The 14,219-nt window shown below is 73.7% G+C and carries 12 protein-coding genes and 1 pseudogene; 1 reads left to right on the plus strand and 12 read right to left on the minus strand.

Translation table 11 applies throughout. From position 1 onward, the window contains the following. From A3IG_RS35390 to A3IG_RS0121440, 11 genes and pseudogenes are all read right to left on the minus strand, one after another. Positions 1-140: pseudogene (locus A3IG_RS35390) on the minus strand (flavodoxin-dependent (E)-4-hydroxy-3-methylbut-2-enyl-diphosphate synthase); the annotation flags it as partial. Positions 141-145: 5 nt separating this feature from the next. Beyond that, positions 146-1,966, minus strand: a complete 1,821-nt coding sequence (locus tag A3IG_RS0121395; RefSeq protein WP_018385635.1) for a 1-deoxy-D-xylulose-5-phosphate synthase — start codon at positions 1,964-1,966, stop codon at positions 146-148. A gap of 149 nt (positions 1,967-2,115) precedes the next feature. After that, complete coding sequence (locus A3IG_RS30755) at positions 2,116-2,703, minus strand: DUF6917 domain-containing protein (RefSeq protein WP_018385636.1); 588 nt, start codon at positions 2,701-2,703, stop codon at positions 2,116-2,118. Next, a complete protein-coding gene (locus A3IG_RS0121405) occupies positions 2,697-3,626 on the minus strand; it encodes a Gfo/Idh/MocA family protein (RefSeq protein WP_018385637.1) in 930 nt (309 codons plus the stop codon). Before A3IG_RS0121405 ends, A3IG_RS30755 begins: the two co-directional genes overlap by 7 nt. After that, positions 3,623-4,840, minus strand: a complete 1,218-nt coding sequence (locus tag A3IG_RS0121410) for an Ldh family oxidoreductase (protein WP_018385638.1) — start codon at positions 4,838-4,840, stop codon at positions 3,623-3,625. Before A3IG_RS0121410 ends, A3IG_RS0121405 begins: the two co-directional genes overlap by 4 nt. Continuing rightward, positions 4,837-6,153 carry a M20/M25/M40 family metallo-hydrolase gene (locus tag A3IG_RS0121415; RefSeq protein ID WP_018385639.1) on the minus strand — a complete coding sequence of 439 codons (1,317 nt, stop codon included), beginning with the start codon at positions 6,151-6,153 and terminating at the stop codon, positions 4,837-4,839. The genes A3IG_RS0121410 and A3IG_RS0121415 overlap by 4 nt, the downstream gene beginning before the upstream one ends. After that, on the minus strand, positions 6,147-7,112 hold the full coding sequence (locus tag A3IG_RS0121420; protein ID WP_018385640.1) for a sugar phosphate isomerase/epimerase family protein: 966 nt from the start codon (positions 7,110-7,112) through the stop codon (positions 6,147-6,149). The genes A3IG_RS0121415 and A3IG_RS0121420 overlap by 7 nt, the downstream gene beginning before the upstream one ends. After that, positions 7,109-8,146: a Gfo/Idh/MocA family oxidoreductase gene (locus A3IG_RS0121425; RefSeq protein WP_018385641.1), complete on the minus strand. Its 1,038-nt coding sequence runs from the start codon at positions 8,144-8,146 to the stop codon at positions 7,109-7,111. Before A3IG_RS0121425 ends, A3IG_RS0121420 begins: the two co-directional genes overlap by 4 nt. A 54-nt stretch (positions 8,147-8,200) precedes the next feature. Beyond that, the gene (locus A3IG_RS0121430; RefSeq protein ID WP_018385642.1) at positions 8,201-9,259 is read right to left on the minus strand and encodes a polyprenyl synthetase family protein; all 1,059 of its coding nucleotides are present in this window, start codon (positions 9,257-9,259) and stop codon (positions 8,201-8,203) included. A 61-nt stretch (positions 9,260-9,320) separates the two neighbouring features. Further along, positions 9,321-10,256, minus strand: a complete 936-nt coding sequence (locus A3IG_RS0121435; RefSeq protein ID WP_018385643.1) for a 4-hydroxy-3-methylbut-2-enyl diphosphate reductase — start codon at positions 10,254-10,256, stop codon at positions 9,321-9,323. A 411-nt stretch (positions 10,257-10,667) separates the two neighbouring features. Beyond that, entirely contained in the window at positions 10,668-12,002 is a 1,335-nt protein-coding gene (locus A3IG_RS0121440) for an SAM-dependent methyltransferase (RefSeq protein ID WP_018385644.1), read from the minus strand. A 380-nt stretch (positions 12,003-12,382) separates the two neighbouring features. Here A3IG_RS0121440 and A3IG_RS0121445 point away from each other — a divergent pair, with 380 nt between their 5' ends. Beyond that, entirely contained in the window at positions 12,383-13,540 is a 1,158-nt protein-coding gene (locus A3IG_RS0121445; RefSeq protein WP_322888001.1) for an acyltransferase, read from the plus strand. Between the two features lie 99 nt (positions 13,541-13,639). Here the strand turns inward: A3IG_RS0121445 and A3IG_RS0121450 are convergent, their stop codons facing one another. Next, a complete protein-coding gene (locus A3IG_RS0121450) occupies positions 13,640-14,200 on the minus strand; it encodes a hypothetical protein (RefSeq protein ID WP_018385646.1) in 561 nt (186 codons plus the stop codon). Positions 14,201-14,219: the final 19 nt, after the last annotated feature.

Raw genomic sequence — 14,219 nt, forward strand, 5'->3', positions numbered from 1 at the left:
GTGACCGTCGTCGTCATCGACTGCACCGACACCGGAGCCCCGTCCCCCACAGGAACCGAACCCACATTGATCCGCCGAGTCTTACGACGCTCGGCCAGGAGCCGCTCCGGAGGCCGCGGCATGCCCAGATCGACTGACATGGTGTTCACTTCCCCCTCGTGGTCCGGGTCGGGAACGGCCCGGAGGTGGACGGCCTGAGTCGGGTGGTCTGGCGGTGGAAACCGTCACTGACCTCTGCGGCGACCTGTTCCGCGGTCAGCCCGCAGCGGGCGAGCACCTGCCCCCGCGAGCCGTGCGCCTGGAACTCCTGGGGCAGGCCGAAGCAGCGCAGCGGAGTGGTGGCCCCGGCGTCGCCGAGCGCCTGCCCGATCGCCGCACCGATGCCGCCGGTGCGGCCGTTGTCCTCCAGGCAGGCCACGAACCTGAAGTGGGCCGCCGCCCGCACCAGTTCCGGGTTCACCGGGGACACCCAGCGCGGATCGACCACGGTGCTGCCGATGCCCTCGGCAGCCAGCAGGTCCGAGACCTCGAGGGCGAGCCCCGCCATCGGCCCCGCGGCCACCAGCAGCACCTCGCGGCCCGGGTCGTTGCGCAGCACGTCCATCCCCGCGTGGGTGGCGATGGCGGGCACGTCGGGGCCGGTGCGCCCCTTGGGGAACCGGACCACCGTCGGCCCCTGCCGCCAGGCGACGGCCTCGCGCAGCAGCCCGCGCAGGCGGGTGGCGTCCCGGGGGGCCGCGATCCGCACCCCGGGCACGGCCTGGAAGACGGTGAGGTCCCACATGCCGTTGTGGCTGGGGCCGTCGTCGCCGGTGACCCCGGCCCGGTCCAGGACCAGGGTCACCGGGCAGCGGTGCAGCGCCACGTCGACCAGGAACTGGTCGAACGCCCGGTTCGCGAAGGTGGCGTAGACCGCGAGCACCGGGTGCAGCCCTCCGTACACCAGGCCGGCGGCCGACGCGGCGGCGTGCTGTTCGGCGATGCCCACGTCGATGGTGCGTTCGGGGAACCGGCGTTGGAACTCCAGCAGTCCGACCGGCTCCAGCATGGCGGCGGTGACGGCCACCACGTCGGGGCGTTCCTCGCCGATGCGGACGATCTCCGCGCCGAACACCGAGGTCCACGACGGTGACGCGGGCGCGGAGGACCCGTTCCCGGGCGGCGGCGCGGCCCGCACCACGTGACAGCGGTCCAGGTCGTTGCGGCGGGCCGGCTCCCAGCCGCGTCCCTTCTGGGTGACGACGTGGACGACCACGGGTCCACCGGTGCCCCGCGCCCGGCACAGCGCGTCCTCCACGGCGGCGATGTCGTGGCCGTCCACCGGGCCGAGGTAGCCCAGGCCCAGCTCCCGGAAGACGTTGCCGTGTCCCGGGTCGGGGTCGCGCAGCCGGCGCAGGTGGGCGGCGAACCCGCCGACCGTGGGCGCGTAGGAGCGTCCGTTGTCGTTGAGCACGACGATCACCGGGATGTCCCGGTGCCCGCCGAGGTTGTTCAGCGCCTCCCAGGCCAGCCCTCCGGTCAGCGCGCCGTCCCCGATCACCGCGACCACCGCCCGGGACCCGTCGCCGGTCAGCGCCCGGGCCCTGGCCAGGCCGTCCGCGTAGGAGAGCGCGGTGGAGGCGTGGGAGTTCTCGATGACGTCGTGCCTGGACTCGGCGCGCGACGGGTAGCCGGAGAGGCCGCCCTCCGAACGCAGGCCGTCGAAGTCGTGCTGCCGGCCGGTCAGCACCTTGTGCACGTAGGACTGGTGGCCGGTGTCCCACAGCAGGGTGTCCCTCGGCGAGTCGAACACCCGGTGCAGGGCGATGGTCAGCTCCACCACTCCCAGGTTGGGGCCCAGGTGTCCCCCGGTTCGGGTCACCTTGTCGATGAGCAGTTCCCGGATCTCACCGGCGACGGTGTCCAGTTCCGCGGGGGACAGCGCGCGCAGGTCGCCGGGGCCGGCGATGGTCTCCAGCAGTGGCATGGCAGGTCTCTCCTCGTGCGTGCGGCGGTCCGGGTGCGGCGACCGGGTGGGGCCCGGACACGGAGGTGGGCGCGGGGCGGGGGCCGGACCGGGGTGCGGCCCCGCGGTCCCCGGGCAGGGGCGCGGGGCCGGGGACGTGTGGCGCCGGTCTAGTTCCGCACGCCCGCGCGGTTGGTGGTGCCCGGTTCGTGGCGGGCGTCGGCACCGTTCCAGGCGTGCTCGGGGTGCCAGCGGTGGGTGGACCCGACGGCGTCGCCGCGCTCCGTCGCGTCGTCGTCCCCGTCGTCGTCCTTGTCGTCGTCGGGTCGGGTCGGGGCCCGGAAACGGACCCGGGAGCCGGGGGCGAGGCCCACCTCGGGACCGGTCAGCGGTCGCTCGGTGTGGATCAGCACGTTGTAGTGGTTGGGGAAGTGGCAGCCGTCGAAGCCGAGCACGGTGCCCACGGCCACCCCGTCGACCAGGAGGACGTCGCCGCGCTCGACGACCCCGGCCACCTCCACCTCCGCGAAGCCGAGGAACCCGACCCGGTCGATGCGGGCCCCCTCCTCGGTCTCCAGGTGGTCGGTGGTGACCAGCTCGTGGACCTCGCCGCGCCGCACGCAGCGGGAGGCGAACTCCTCCAGGCGCATGCCGCGGTCGTCACGGCGGTGGCACAGCACCTTGACCACCTCGGCGAGTACGTCGCGTTTGGCCCCGTTCTCCGGACTGGGCGGCAGGGCGGGGTGGGGTATCAGCACCTGACGGCCCCCCGCTCGCGTTCCGCCCGGTAGGTGGCGGCCACCAGTTCCAGCATGGCCTGGCCGTCCTCCGCCACGTCCCGTCCGGCGCGCACCACCCGTTCGAAGTCCCGCAGCACCCCGACGTACTCGTGCCACAGGGAGCCCTTGAACTCGTGGCAGTCCCGGAGCATGTCGGCGTGCCGCTCGGTGCCGTCGGCGAGCCGCACCGTGACGTCCTTGGCCTCGCCGTGGGGGTAGGACCAGTCGAGTTCCACGGTCGCCGGGACCCCGCCGGTCGAGCGGAGCCGCACCAGGGCCTGCCGGTCCACTCCCCCGGCGTCCCGGGTCACCTCCGCGGCCTCCAGGGTGAGGTCGCCGAGGAACAGCCTGACGACGTCGAAGGCGTTGGGGCCGTTGTCGGCGACGCAGCCGCCGCCGCACCGGCCGGGGTCCAGGTACCAGCGGTCCTGGCCGACGTGTTCCTCGATCCGTTCCAGGTAGCGGACCACGACACCGGTGACCGGGACGTCCGGGGGCAGCTCCCGCCGCAGCGCCAGCACCGGGTCGTTGTACCGGCGGTGGAACGCGGTGAACAGCACCGTGTCGCGGGCCCTCGCCAGGTCGACGAGTTCCCGCCCCTGTTCGGGGTCGAGGGCCAGCGGCTTCTCCACGCACACGGCCACGCCTGCCCGCAGGACGTCACGGCACACCTCGGCGTGGGCGTCGTTGGGGACGTTGACCACCACGGCGTCCAGCTCGACTTCCGCGAGCATCCGGCGGTGGTCGCGGTGGCAGGGCAGCACCCCGCGGTGCGGTGCGAGGGCCTCGTCCCGCAGGTCACAGACGGCGGCGAGGTCCAGGGTGGGCAGTCGGTCGAAGGCGGCCAGGTAGAAGCGGGAGATGACGCCGAGGCCGATCACGCCGATCCGCAGCGGACTCATCGCCGCCCCCCTGGGGCGTCGGGGCCGGTGGTGGGTGCGGCGCCGGGCGTGCGGCCCGGCAGGTCCGCGGGGGCGAGCGGCGCGGGCGGGGTCAGGCCCAGTGTGCCGGCGACCTCGGTCAGCTCCTGGTACAGGGACGGGGAGAGCGGGACGCCGGTGGCGGTGTGCCGCGCGGCCCGTTCGGCCTCGTGCCAGCCGGGGTAGCGCACGGGACGGTCCGCGCGCAGCGCCGGGGCGTCCAGCAGCGCGCCGAAGAGGCCGCCGGCCGCCTCGGCGAACGCGTCGTCGGGGCGCAGTTCCGCGGGGGCGACGACCAGTGCGGTGAATCCGATGTTGTCGTCGACGCCGCTGGGGCTTCCGGTGCCCGGCCAGGCCGCGGGGTCCGGTCCGAGGCCGGCTCCGGGCAGTGCCGCGCCGAGCACCTCGACCAGCAGCCCGAGGCCGTACCCCTTGAACGCCCCGGTGTCCGGGTCCCCGCCGAGCCACTTCAGGTAGCCGTCGCCGCGGTCGAGGGCGTGCGGGTCGGTCAGCGGGGAGCCGTCCGCGGTCTCCAGCCAGCCCTCGGGGATCGGCCGGCCGGCCCGGGCGGCGACCCGGACCCGACCGGTCGGCACCACGGTGGTGCTCATGTCCAGCACGAACGGGTGGTGGGGACCGGCGGGCGAGGCGAAGGCCAGGGGGTTGGTGCCGAGCATCGCGGGCCGGGCACCGGGTGGGCGGATGATGCGCTGCTGACCGCAGTTGGACACCAGCAGGCACATCATGCCGTGGTCGGTGGCGCGGAGCGCATGGACACCGGCGCAGCCGAGGTGGGTGCTGTCCCGCACGGTGACCAGGCCGACGCCGAACCGCGCGGCCCGTTCCACGGCCAGGTCCACCGCCTCGCTCGCGGCCCAGAGACCCAGCGCGCGGCGGGCGTCGATCAGGACGGCGGCACCGCGGTCGGCGAGCACCTCGGGTTCGGCGTCCGGGTCGCACCTGCCGTCGGCGAACAGCTTCAGGTACAGGCGGGTGAGGTTGGTCAGGCCGTGCGAGACGATGCCGGTGAGGTCGCCGTGCACCAGGGCGTGCGCCGCGGTGGCGGCGCGTTTGCCGGGCACGGAGTGGGCCTCGAGGACGGCGGCGGTGAAGTCCACCAGGGCGGTGCGGTCGACCCGCACCGGCGCGGGTTCCCCGGCCGGCGCCGCGGCACCCGCTGGTGTGGTGGTGGTCATCGATCGTTCTCCCTGGGGTGGTGTCGAGCGAAGGCGACGAGCAGCGCGGCGATCCCGCCGGCGTAGGCGTCGAGGTCGGCGAGGTCGGCGAACTCCCCCTCGGCGTGTGCGCGGTTGGCGCCGAGGTCACCGGGGCCGAAGACCACGGTCGAGGTGCCGGGAACGCCGTCCAGCCAGATCGCGTCGCAGGTGAACGCGGGGGCGTCGGTGGGCCAGGGGGTGAGGCCGGCCCTGCGCAGCAGCAGGTCCTCGGTCCACGGATCGTCGGTGCGCAGGGCCGGCAGCCCCCGTTTGAGCCAGTCGAGGTGGACGATCCGCTCCGCGTCCCGCGCGGTGCGGGCGAACGTGGCACGGTCCGCGAACCGGGCCCGGAAGCCCTCGATCCCCGAGCGGACCTCGCGGGTGAGTGCCGCCTCGAGGGAGTCCGCGGCGGCACGCGAACCGTAGGAGAGGTTGAGGAGCAGGTGCCCGCTCCCGTAGACCTTGTTGTGCATGGTGCCGGTGTGCAGTCCGGCGACGCACACCTGGCCGTCCACGGCGTGCTGGGGCAGCTCGGCAGCGAGGTGCTGGGCCAGGTGGCCGAGGAGCACCGTGGCGTTGTGCCCGGCGCCCGGGTCGTCGTCGATGCCGTCCTCGCCCTCGACCCGCAGTCGGGCGGTCATCGCCGCGGTCGAGCGGGGCAGCACCCGCAGCCCGGTGGGCTCGCAGAACACGTTGAGCCTGCCCACCCACCCCTGTTCGACCAGGGGACGGGTGCCGAACACGCCCATGGCGCCGCCCTCCTCGCCGGCCACGAGCTGCACCAGGACGGAGACGTCCCGGCCGAGCTCGGGTGCCGCGCGGCGGGCGGCACGGATCCCGGCGAGCAGGGCCACCGCGGGGCCCTTGGCGTCGATGGCGCCCCGACCGTGGAAGCGGGTGCCGTCGAACGAGACGGGTCCGCCGCCGGCGACGGTGTCCAGGTGCACGTTGCACATCACCGTTGCCCGGCGTGGGCGCCGGGGGCCGAGCCGCAGCACCATGCTGGGCTGGCAGGCGAGGAAACGGGGGTCGGCGGCTGCCTCGCGCACCGCGGCGGGGACGCCGGGGCGCAGCAGCTCGGCGGTGTCGGCGGGGCCGTGGTGCACCACGGTGAGGCCGAGTGCCGCGGCTGCCGAGGCGTACGCGGACTGTGCCTCGCGCAGCCGCACCGGCCCGGTGGCCCCGGTCTCCAGGGGGCCGGCGGTGGGCGTGGAGAGCAGGAGCAGCAGCAGTTCCCGGTCCGCGGCGGTGAGCCGGGCGGGTGGTGCGGCGGTCGGGTTCGGGGTCACCATCCGACCGCCTTCCGCGGGCCGGTCCCCGATCCGTCGGGCAGTGGTCGGAGCACCTCCTCGGCGACGAGGTGCTCCAGTCGTCGCCCGTACGCGACGAAGGCGTCCACGTAGTCGCCCGAGGGGTCGGCCCATCCCTCGTGGGGGCGGATGTTGAGGTGCGGTTCGATCGACACCGTGCCGCGGTACCCGTGTTCCAGCAGGTGACGCAGGCTGTCGGCGACCCGGCAGTCCCCGTCGCCCGGCAGGCAGTAGCGCTGTTGGCTGGTGTCCCCGGTCCCGTCCTTGACGTGCACGTGCCGCACCCAGGGGGCGATGTCGGCGAGCAGGTCGAAGGCCTGGTAGCCGTAGGCGATGCCGTTGCCCACGTCGAACAGCAGCCGCAGTGCCGGGCTGTCGGCGACCTCGAGCATCCGCAGCATCCGCCGCGGGTCGCTGCTGGCCCAGCCGGCGCAGTTCTCGTGCAGCAGGAGCAGGCCGGCGGCCTCGGCCCGGGCGGTCAGCCGCCGTATCCGGGCGAGTGCCTCGCGCTCCCACTCCGGCTCGGGCAGGCCCGCGTTGGGGTAGGACATGATCCGTACCTGACGGGTGCCCAGGGCGGCGCAGCGTTCGGCGAGCACGTCCAGCTCGGCCAGGTCGTCCTGGAAGGGGGTGCTGACCGAGCGGGCCCAGTTGGCGATCCTGGAGTCCACGCAGCTCACGCCGATCCCGGCGTCCGCCAGGGTGCCGACGACCCGGTCGAACGCGGCCCGGTCCAGGTCGGCGACGGCCACTCCGTCCACGGAGCGCAGTTCGACGGTGGCCCAGCCGAGCCGGCGCACGGCCTCGAGCTGCCGGTCCAGGCCCGGCGCGGCCTCGTCCCCGATGCCGCTGAACCGCAGGTCGCTCAGGCGCGTGGCCTCGAGCGGGACGTCCTGGGCGGACGGTGTCCCGACGGACGGGACCTGCCCTGGGGCGTTCATGCCGCACCGTCCGTCCTGCTGGCAGGGGCGTGGCCCGCGGCCAGCGACTTGGCCCGGTGCAGCAGGCTGACCACCCGCTGCCCGATGGGGTAGTCGTCCCCGCTGGTCACGCCGGTGGCGTAGTCGTGGTAGACGTTCCGCAGGCAGGCGGCGAAGGCGTCGTCCTGGAGGATGCGCCGGGCGGGTGGCCGGTCCCCGTCGGCGGAGGCGGCGACGGTGAGGCTGGCGTGGTGGTCGGCCTCGCTCACCGGGTAGTGGCCGACGGCCAGTCCGCGGTCGAACCGCACGCTGACCCGGCGTTCCCTGACCGGTGAGGTCAGGTCCGAGGTGATGTCGGTGGTGACGCCGCCGGTGTGGCGCAGCACCAGCCTGGCGCGCCCCATCGCCGGGATCACCCGGTCGCCGAGCCTCATGTCCTCGCACTCGGCGTCCTCGATCCGGGCGTCCCCGGCGAGGCGCAGGGCGACGCCGATCGAGTGCGGCAGCTCGACGTCGAACGCGGTGGGGTGGTCGTCGGAGCGCAGGGTGCGGGTCCAGCGGGGCTTGGACTGGGTGAAGCTGATCGACCGCGGTCGCCCCAGGGACTGGTCGCGTACCAGTTCCCCCAGTGCATGGGTGAGCGAGCTGAACAGCCATGGGGACACCACCCGCAGGAGCAGTCGGCGCTCCCGGGCCAGCTCCGCGATGGCCTCGGCCCCCGCCTCGTCGCCGGCCAGCGGCTTCTCCATCAGAATGCGACGGAAGCCCAGGTCGGCCAGGGAGCGGAGGAGCCCGGGCCGGTCGGCGGGCGGGGTGCACAGGTGGACCACGGTGCGCGCCGGGTCGGTGAGCCGGGCGGCGTGGTTCAGGGAACGGGCGGGGACCAGCCCCAGGGACCTGGCGTCGGCCCCGACGTCCCGCACGTCCAGCACGACGGGTGGCTCCGGCGACCACGGGGCGGGGCGGTTCCCCGGCTCGGCGCGGAGCCCGCGCAGCACCTGCCAGTGCAGCCCCGCCCCGGCCCGTCCGAACCCGACTATGAGCGTACGCAACATCAGGAACCGTCCTCCTCGGTGGTGAGGTGAGTGGTCACGGGGCGCTCGGCCCGCTCAGCGGTCCCGGTAGGCGACGGCCACCGCCATGTCGTGGAGCTCCCGGCGCCACCGGTCCTCGATGGGGGCGTCCGCGAGGGCCTGCCGGGCCCGGATCACCAGGCCGTCGATGCGCCGCTCCACCTCGTCCCGACCGCCGGCGTCCTCCAGGGCCGCGCGCAGTTCCGCCGGGTCCCAGCGCCCCGCGCGGACGATGGCCCGCACCCGCGGATCGCGGCGGGCGGCCAGGCTGACCAGGAGCGTCATCTTGTGCCCGGTGGCGTCGGACCCCACCGGTTTGCCGGCCACGTCGGCGTCGCCGAAGGCGTCGATCAGGTCGTCGCGGAGCTGGAACGCCTCGCCGAGGGCGGTGCCGTACTCCTCGAAGGCCGGGGCGAGCGTGGTGTTCCCGGCGATGGCGGCACCCAGTTCCAGCGGCCGGTGGATGCTGTAGCGGCCGGACTTGGCGTTGGCGATGTACTCGGACAGCCCGGGGTCGAGCAGCGACTCGGCGGCCACCGCGACGTCCAGGTACTGACCGACGATCATCTCGCTGACGAGTTCGGCCCACACCGCGCGGGCCCGGGCCGGGAGTTCCTGGGCGAGCCGGGCGGCGTAGGAGAACGCCAGGTCGCCGGCGAGCACCGCCACGCCCTCACCGAACCTGCGCGCCTCGCCCTGCCAGCGCCGCCGCCCGTGCTCGGCCTCGTACCTGACGTGCACGGTGGGCCTGCCCCGGCGCAGCGGCGAGTCGTCGATGACGTCGTCGTGGATCAGGGCGAAGGCGTGCAGCAGTTCCACCGCGCCGGCCGCGTCCGCCACCCGGGGGTCCGCCGGCTCGCCGCCGGCCGCGAGGAACCCGACGGCGACGAAGGCGGGACGCAGCCGTTTGCCTCCGGCCCGCACCAGGTCCACGACGGCGTCCACCGGGACGGCGGCGCGCGGGTCCACGCCGTTCCACCGGGCGCGTTCCGCGGTGAGCAGTTCGGTGATCCTGGCCTCGGCCCGGGCGAGCACCTCGGCGCGGGCCCGGGCGGCGACGTCCGTGCGGGCCTGGACGGTCGGTGACTCGGTCATGCGGGCTTCCTCTCTGCTTCGCGGCAGGTCACAGGGAGTGTGGGCGGGCCGAAGAGGTGGGTCAGGACGCCGCCCGGCGGGTGCCGGTCAGGCTCGCGGGCATCGCGAAGACCACGTCCTCCGTGGCCGTGGTGGAGAGCTCCACCTCCTGGTAGCCGAGGCGGTGCAGACGCTCGAGCAGCTCGTCCACGAGGATCTCGGGGGCGCTGGCCCCGGCACTCACCCCCACCGCGGTCACGCCGTCCAACCAACGTTCGTCGAGGTCGCCGACGTCCGGCACCAGGTGGGCGGGGGTGCCGTGGCGCTGGGCGACCTCGACCATCCGCACGGAGTTGCTGGAGTTCCTCGAGCCCACCACCAGCACCAGTTCGGTGCGCTCGGTGACGGCCTTCACGGCGAGCTGCCGGTTGGTGCTGGCGTAGCAGATGTCGTCGTCCGGTGGGGTCACCAGGTCGGTGAACCGCTCCCGCAGCGCCTGGACGATCCCAGTGCTCTCGTCCATCGACAGGGTGGTCTGGGTGAGGACCGCCACGGGGGTGTCGTCCGGGAGGTCGAGGGCCCGGGCCTCGTCCTCGCTCTGCACCACGATCGTCTGGTCCGGGGCCTCGCCGTAGGTGCCCTCCACCTCCTCGTGGTCGGCGTGGCCGACGAGCAGCAGGGTCCGTCCGTCCCTGGCGAACCGCCGCGCCTCCTGGTGCACCTTGGACACCAGTGGACAGGTGGCGTCGATGGTGCCCAGGCCGCGGGACTCCGCGTTCGACCGCACCGCCGGGGCTACCCCGTGCGCGGAGAACACGCACACGGCGCCACGCGGGACCTCGTCCTCGGATTCCACGAAGACCGCGCCGCGGCGTTTCAGCACACCGACCACATAGTGATTGTGAACAATCTCCTTGCGCACGTAGACCGGCGCGCCATGGATCTCCAGTGCCTTTTCCACCATGGCGATCGCCCGACGCACACCGGCACAGAAACCGCGCGGTTCGGCGAGCACCACCTTCTTTTTCGCTGCCCTGTCAATTGGCTGCTCGCCCGTTCCCCGATCGGTCGGCTCAGCCTTGTGTGCGAAGGTCACCAGCGGACACTCCCCGGTCATCATGGACGGCGTGATCGGCTGATCGAGCCTCACCCTCAACCATATTCGGGCACCGGTCAAGGCGTTCAGGTGGACAAGAAATGCGGGCACGGAATTCGGCAGCATCCTGCGGCGAATTGCCATCCGCGTCCCCGGTTCCTGCCATTCACCTGCCGGTGCACTGTCACCTGGGGAAGGGGAGCGGGGCCGCTGCCCGGGAGTGGCTTCCGGGGCTGCGTGCGGTGTTGGGCCCGAAGCCGTACGTGGTGCCCCGCGGTCCCGGGCGGAGCGTACCGCCGGGCCGCTGGCGGACCGGCGGCAGGGGGTACGGCGTCACCCGGCGTGGTCGTGGACGGCCCAGGCCCCGCGGACCGGAGGCATGCCCGAGACCCCGTCCGGCGCGGTGCGCACCGCGAGGACCTGGTTCACGCCCAGGCGGTTCCGCTCGAAACTCAGGGCGGAGGCGGCCATGTACAGTCGCCACACCCGGGCCCGGCCCGGGCTGGTCAGCCGCACCGCCTGGGCCCAGTGGCGTTCCAGGTTGGCCACCCAGGCCCGGAGCGTCAGCGCGTAGTGCTCCCGCAGCGCCTCCACGTCCCGGACCTCGAACCCGGCCCGCTCGAGCAGGGACACCGTCCGGCCCAGCGGGGCCAGTTCACCGTCAGGGAAGACGTAACGGTCGATGAACGTGTTGGTCCGGTAGGTCTGCTCGTCGGGCAGCGGTCGGCGGGCGATCTGGTGGTTGAGCAGTCTTCCGCCGGGGCGGAGCAGCCGGTGCAGGGTGTTGGCGTACACCTGGTACCGGCAGGCGCCGACGTGTTCGGCCATGCCGATCGAGGAGACCGCGTCGAACGGGCCGTCAGTGACCTCTCGGTAGTCCTGGACCCGGATCTCGACCCGGTCGGTGAGCCCGGCCGCGGCGACCCGCTCTCTGGCCAGGGTGGCCTGCTCCGCCGACAGGGTGACCCCGACGGCGTGCACCCCGTGGTGTTCCGCGGCGTGCATGGCCATCGCGCCCCAACCACAGCCCACGTCCAGCAGTCGCTGCCCGGGGCGGAGCGCGAGCTTGCGGCAGATCAGTTCCAACTTGTCCCGTTGGGCGTCCTCGAGGGTGGCCCCGGGGCCGTCCTGGGCGGTCCAGTAGCCGCAGGAGTACACCATGGACGGCCCGAGCACCAGCGCGTAGAAGTCGTTGCCCACGTCGTAGTGGTGGCTGACCACCGCGCGGTCGCGGCGCAGGGTGTGCCGGGCGCCGTGCCGCCGGGCCACCTCCTCCGCCGGGGGCGGTGGTGGCAACGCGGGTCCTGCCACGGCCAGCAGCCGGGCGGCCCGGTTGAAGGTCCGCACGTCCACCAGCACGCTCAGCGCCCGCATCAGGCCGGTGCGCCCGCGCGCCCGGTACCGTTCCGGAACGACGTCGGACATCCGGCCCAGTGCCTGGTAGAGGTCGCCTTCGACGTCGATCTCGCCGGCCACCCAGGCCCGGGCGAGGCCCAGTTCACCGGGCCGCCACATCAACCGGTGGAGCGCCCGGCGGTCCCGCACCACCACCACGGGTTGCTGCGGCGGGCCGGCCTCGCTGCCGTCCCAGGCCCGCAGGCGCAGGGGGAACGGGACGCCGAGTCCCTCCCTGACGAGCGCGACCAGCCGTGCAGCCGTATCCGACATGGCCGATTCCTCTCGGTATCAGTGGGAACCTCACCCTCACCGTAGACCCCCGCTCCACCGCGTGCCGAGGGCCACGACGGAGGCGGGCCACAGGCGCATCCGTACGGGTGGCTCGGGACGCCCGGCGGACCACACCGACCCACCGGGAGGTTCCGGCACCGCCCCGGGCGACGGGACGTGCCCGGCTGTTCCCCGGCCGTTCCTCCGCCGTACACGCGGGGAGCCCTCCGCGCTGGCAGGCTTCCGGCGTCGACTCGCCCGCGACTCGGGCGGGGTAATCCTCCGGGAAGGGGCTGACCCGCCCGTCGCCGGACCGTCCGCTCGCCGCCGGGGCCGGGGCCGGGGTCCTGCCCGGTCCCTCGTACGAACGGGTGGGACAGGTGTCTGGCGAAGGTGTGCGCGAGGTTCCGTCAGGGGTGGCCAGGAGCGGTCGGGACGGCCCCGCCGCCGTGACGGTCCCCGCCCCGCGGAACGGCTCAGGACGGGTGACGACGCCCGCCCCGGACACCCCGGACCGGGCCCGGCGCGAGCACCGGTACGACATCGACGTGCTGCGGGTGATCTGCGCGTGCGCCGTCATCGTCGGCCATGTCGGGGGCGAGTTCATGAACGCCGTGGACCGGAGCCCGGACAACGGCGGCCCCGCCTACTGGACCGGCGTCTTCCTCGATTCGCTGACCAGTTGGGCCGTGCCCACCTACTTCGCCATCGCCGGCTGGGCGGTGCTGGTCGGGGCCCCGCCGCGGAACGGCGCCACCCTCCGCACCCGCTCCCTGCGGATGATCGTTCCGGTGGGCGTCTGGTCAGCCGTCTACCTGCTGTGGGGACGGTGGCGGGGCACCAACGACGCCCCCCTGCGGGAACTGGCCGTGGACGCCGTCTTCGGTACGGTCCAGCCCGCCTACCACCTGTGGTACTTCTACGCCCACGTCCCGCTGATCCTGTTGCTCGGATGCGTGGTGCTGCTCCGGGACGGCAGGCGCCCCTGGGGGGTGGTCGCCGCCCTGCTGGTGATCGCGGCCGGGCCGACCGCGCTGGGCGACGTGGGCGAGCTCACCGGGTGGGACGTGCCCAGGTTCGGCTGGCAGACCGGAATGTACTCCCTGGTGTACGCGGTGTGCGGAGCGCTGCTCTGCTCCCTTCCGGCCACCTCCCGGCGGCACCGCGGATGGTGGTGGGTCGGCGCGGCGGTGTCGCTCGGCGCGGTGGTGTGGTCGCAGCACCGCATCCACTTCGTGATCCCCAACGCCAGCGTGCTGGTGGCCGCGCTGACGGCCTGTGTGCTGATGGCGCTGACCGGGCTGCGGGTCCCGGACCGGGTGCGGCCCGTGCTGAGCCGGCTCACCGGGGCGGGACTCGGGGCCTTCATGTGCCATGTGCTGTTGCTGAAGACGTTCGCCCCGCGGATCGTCTCCGCGGACAGCGGGTGGGCCGGCACCGTCGTCGCCGCGGTGGCGCTGACCCTGGCCACGGCGGTTCCCGCGTTCGCCGCGAGCCTGCTGTGGGGGCGTCTGGGCCTGCGCCGCTACCTCGGTTGACCGGCTGGGGGGGCCGGTGCCCGGTGCAGTTCCTCGTGGCGGGAGACGTCGCTTGGGGTAGGGAGGGGGAGGCCCTCGCCCGAGGCTTCCCCTGCCCCGTCACCGCCCTGTCGCCGGCGAAGGCTGCCACGTGTCGAACACCCAGCCTGGACAAGAGGTGCCGAGGTGGGGCAGGTGAGCGTTCCAGTCCGCAGGTGACAACGCCCGTACGGGTTGCAGCGTGATGCGACCGTCCGAGTCCACGTCGAATCCCCAGGAGAACCCGACCAGCGGCCGGACCCGCCGTTCGGTGTCGTCCATCGGTGTCCATGCGAGGTAGCTCTGGGCCGTCCAGACGAGGGGATCCCGCCTGACGCGGGACGGCGCGTCGAACAGGGTGGGATTGATGCCGAAGAACGCGTACGGCGACGGCGCGTCCTCGAAGAGGTAGAACGGGTCCATGTCAAAGGCGGCCCCGGCGGAGGAGTTGTCCGTCGAACGAACGAGCTGTACCCATCCGAAGAGGGCCCGGTAGCCCTTCCCCGGGTAGTCCACCACGGCCGTGCAGCTCGGGAAACCACGGGCCGAGGGGTGCTTGCCGATCGCGGCGGGGTCATCCACGTGCTCCACGGTCACCGCCAGCGAGCCCTGCGTGTCGTCACGCAGGAAGGAAAAGATCATGACTTCACCCTGCCTCTCG

The sequence above is a fragment of the Wenjunlia vitaminophila DSM 41686 genome, from assembly GCF_000380165.1.
Taxonomy (GTDB): Bacteria; Actinomycetota; Actinomycetes; order Streptomycetales; family Streptomycetaceae; genus Wenjunlia; species Wenjunlia vitaminophila.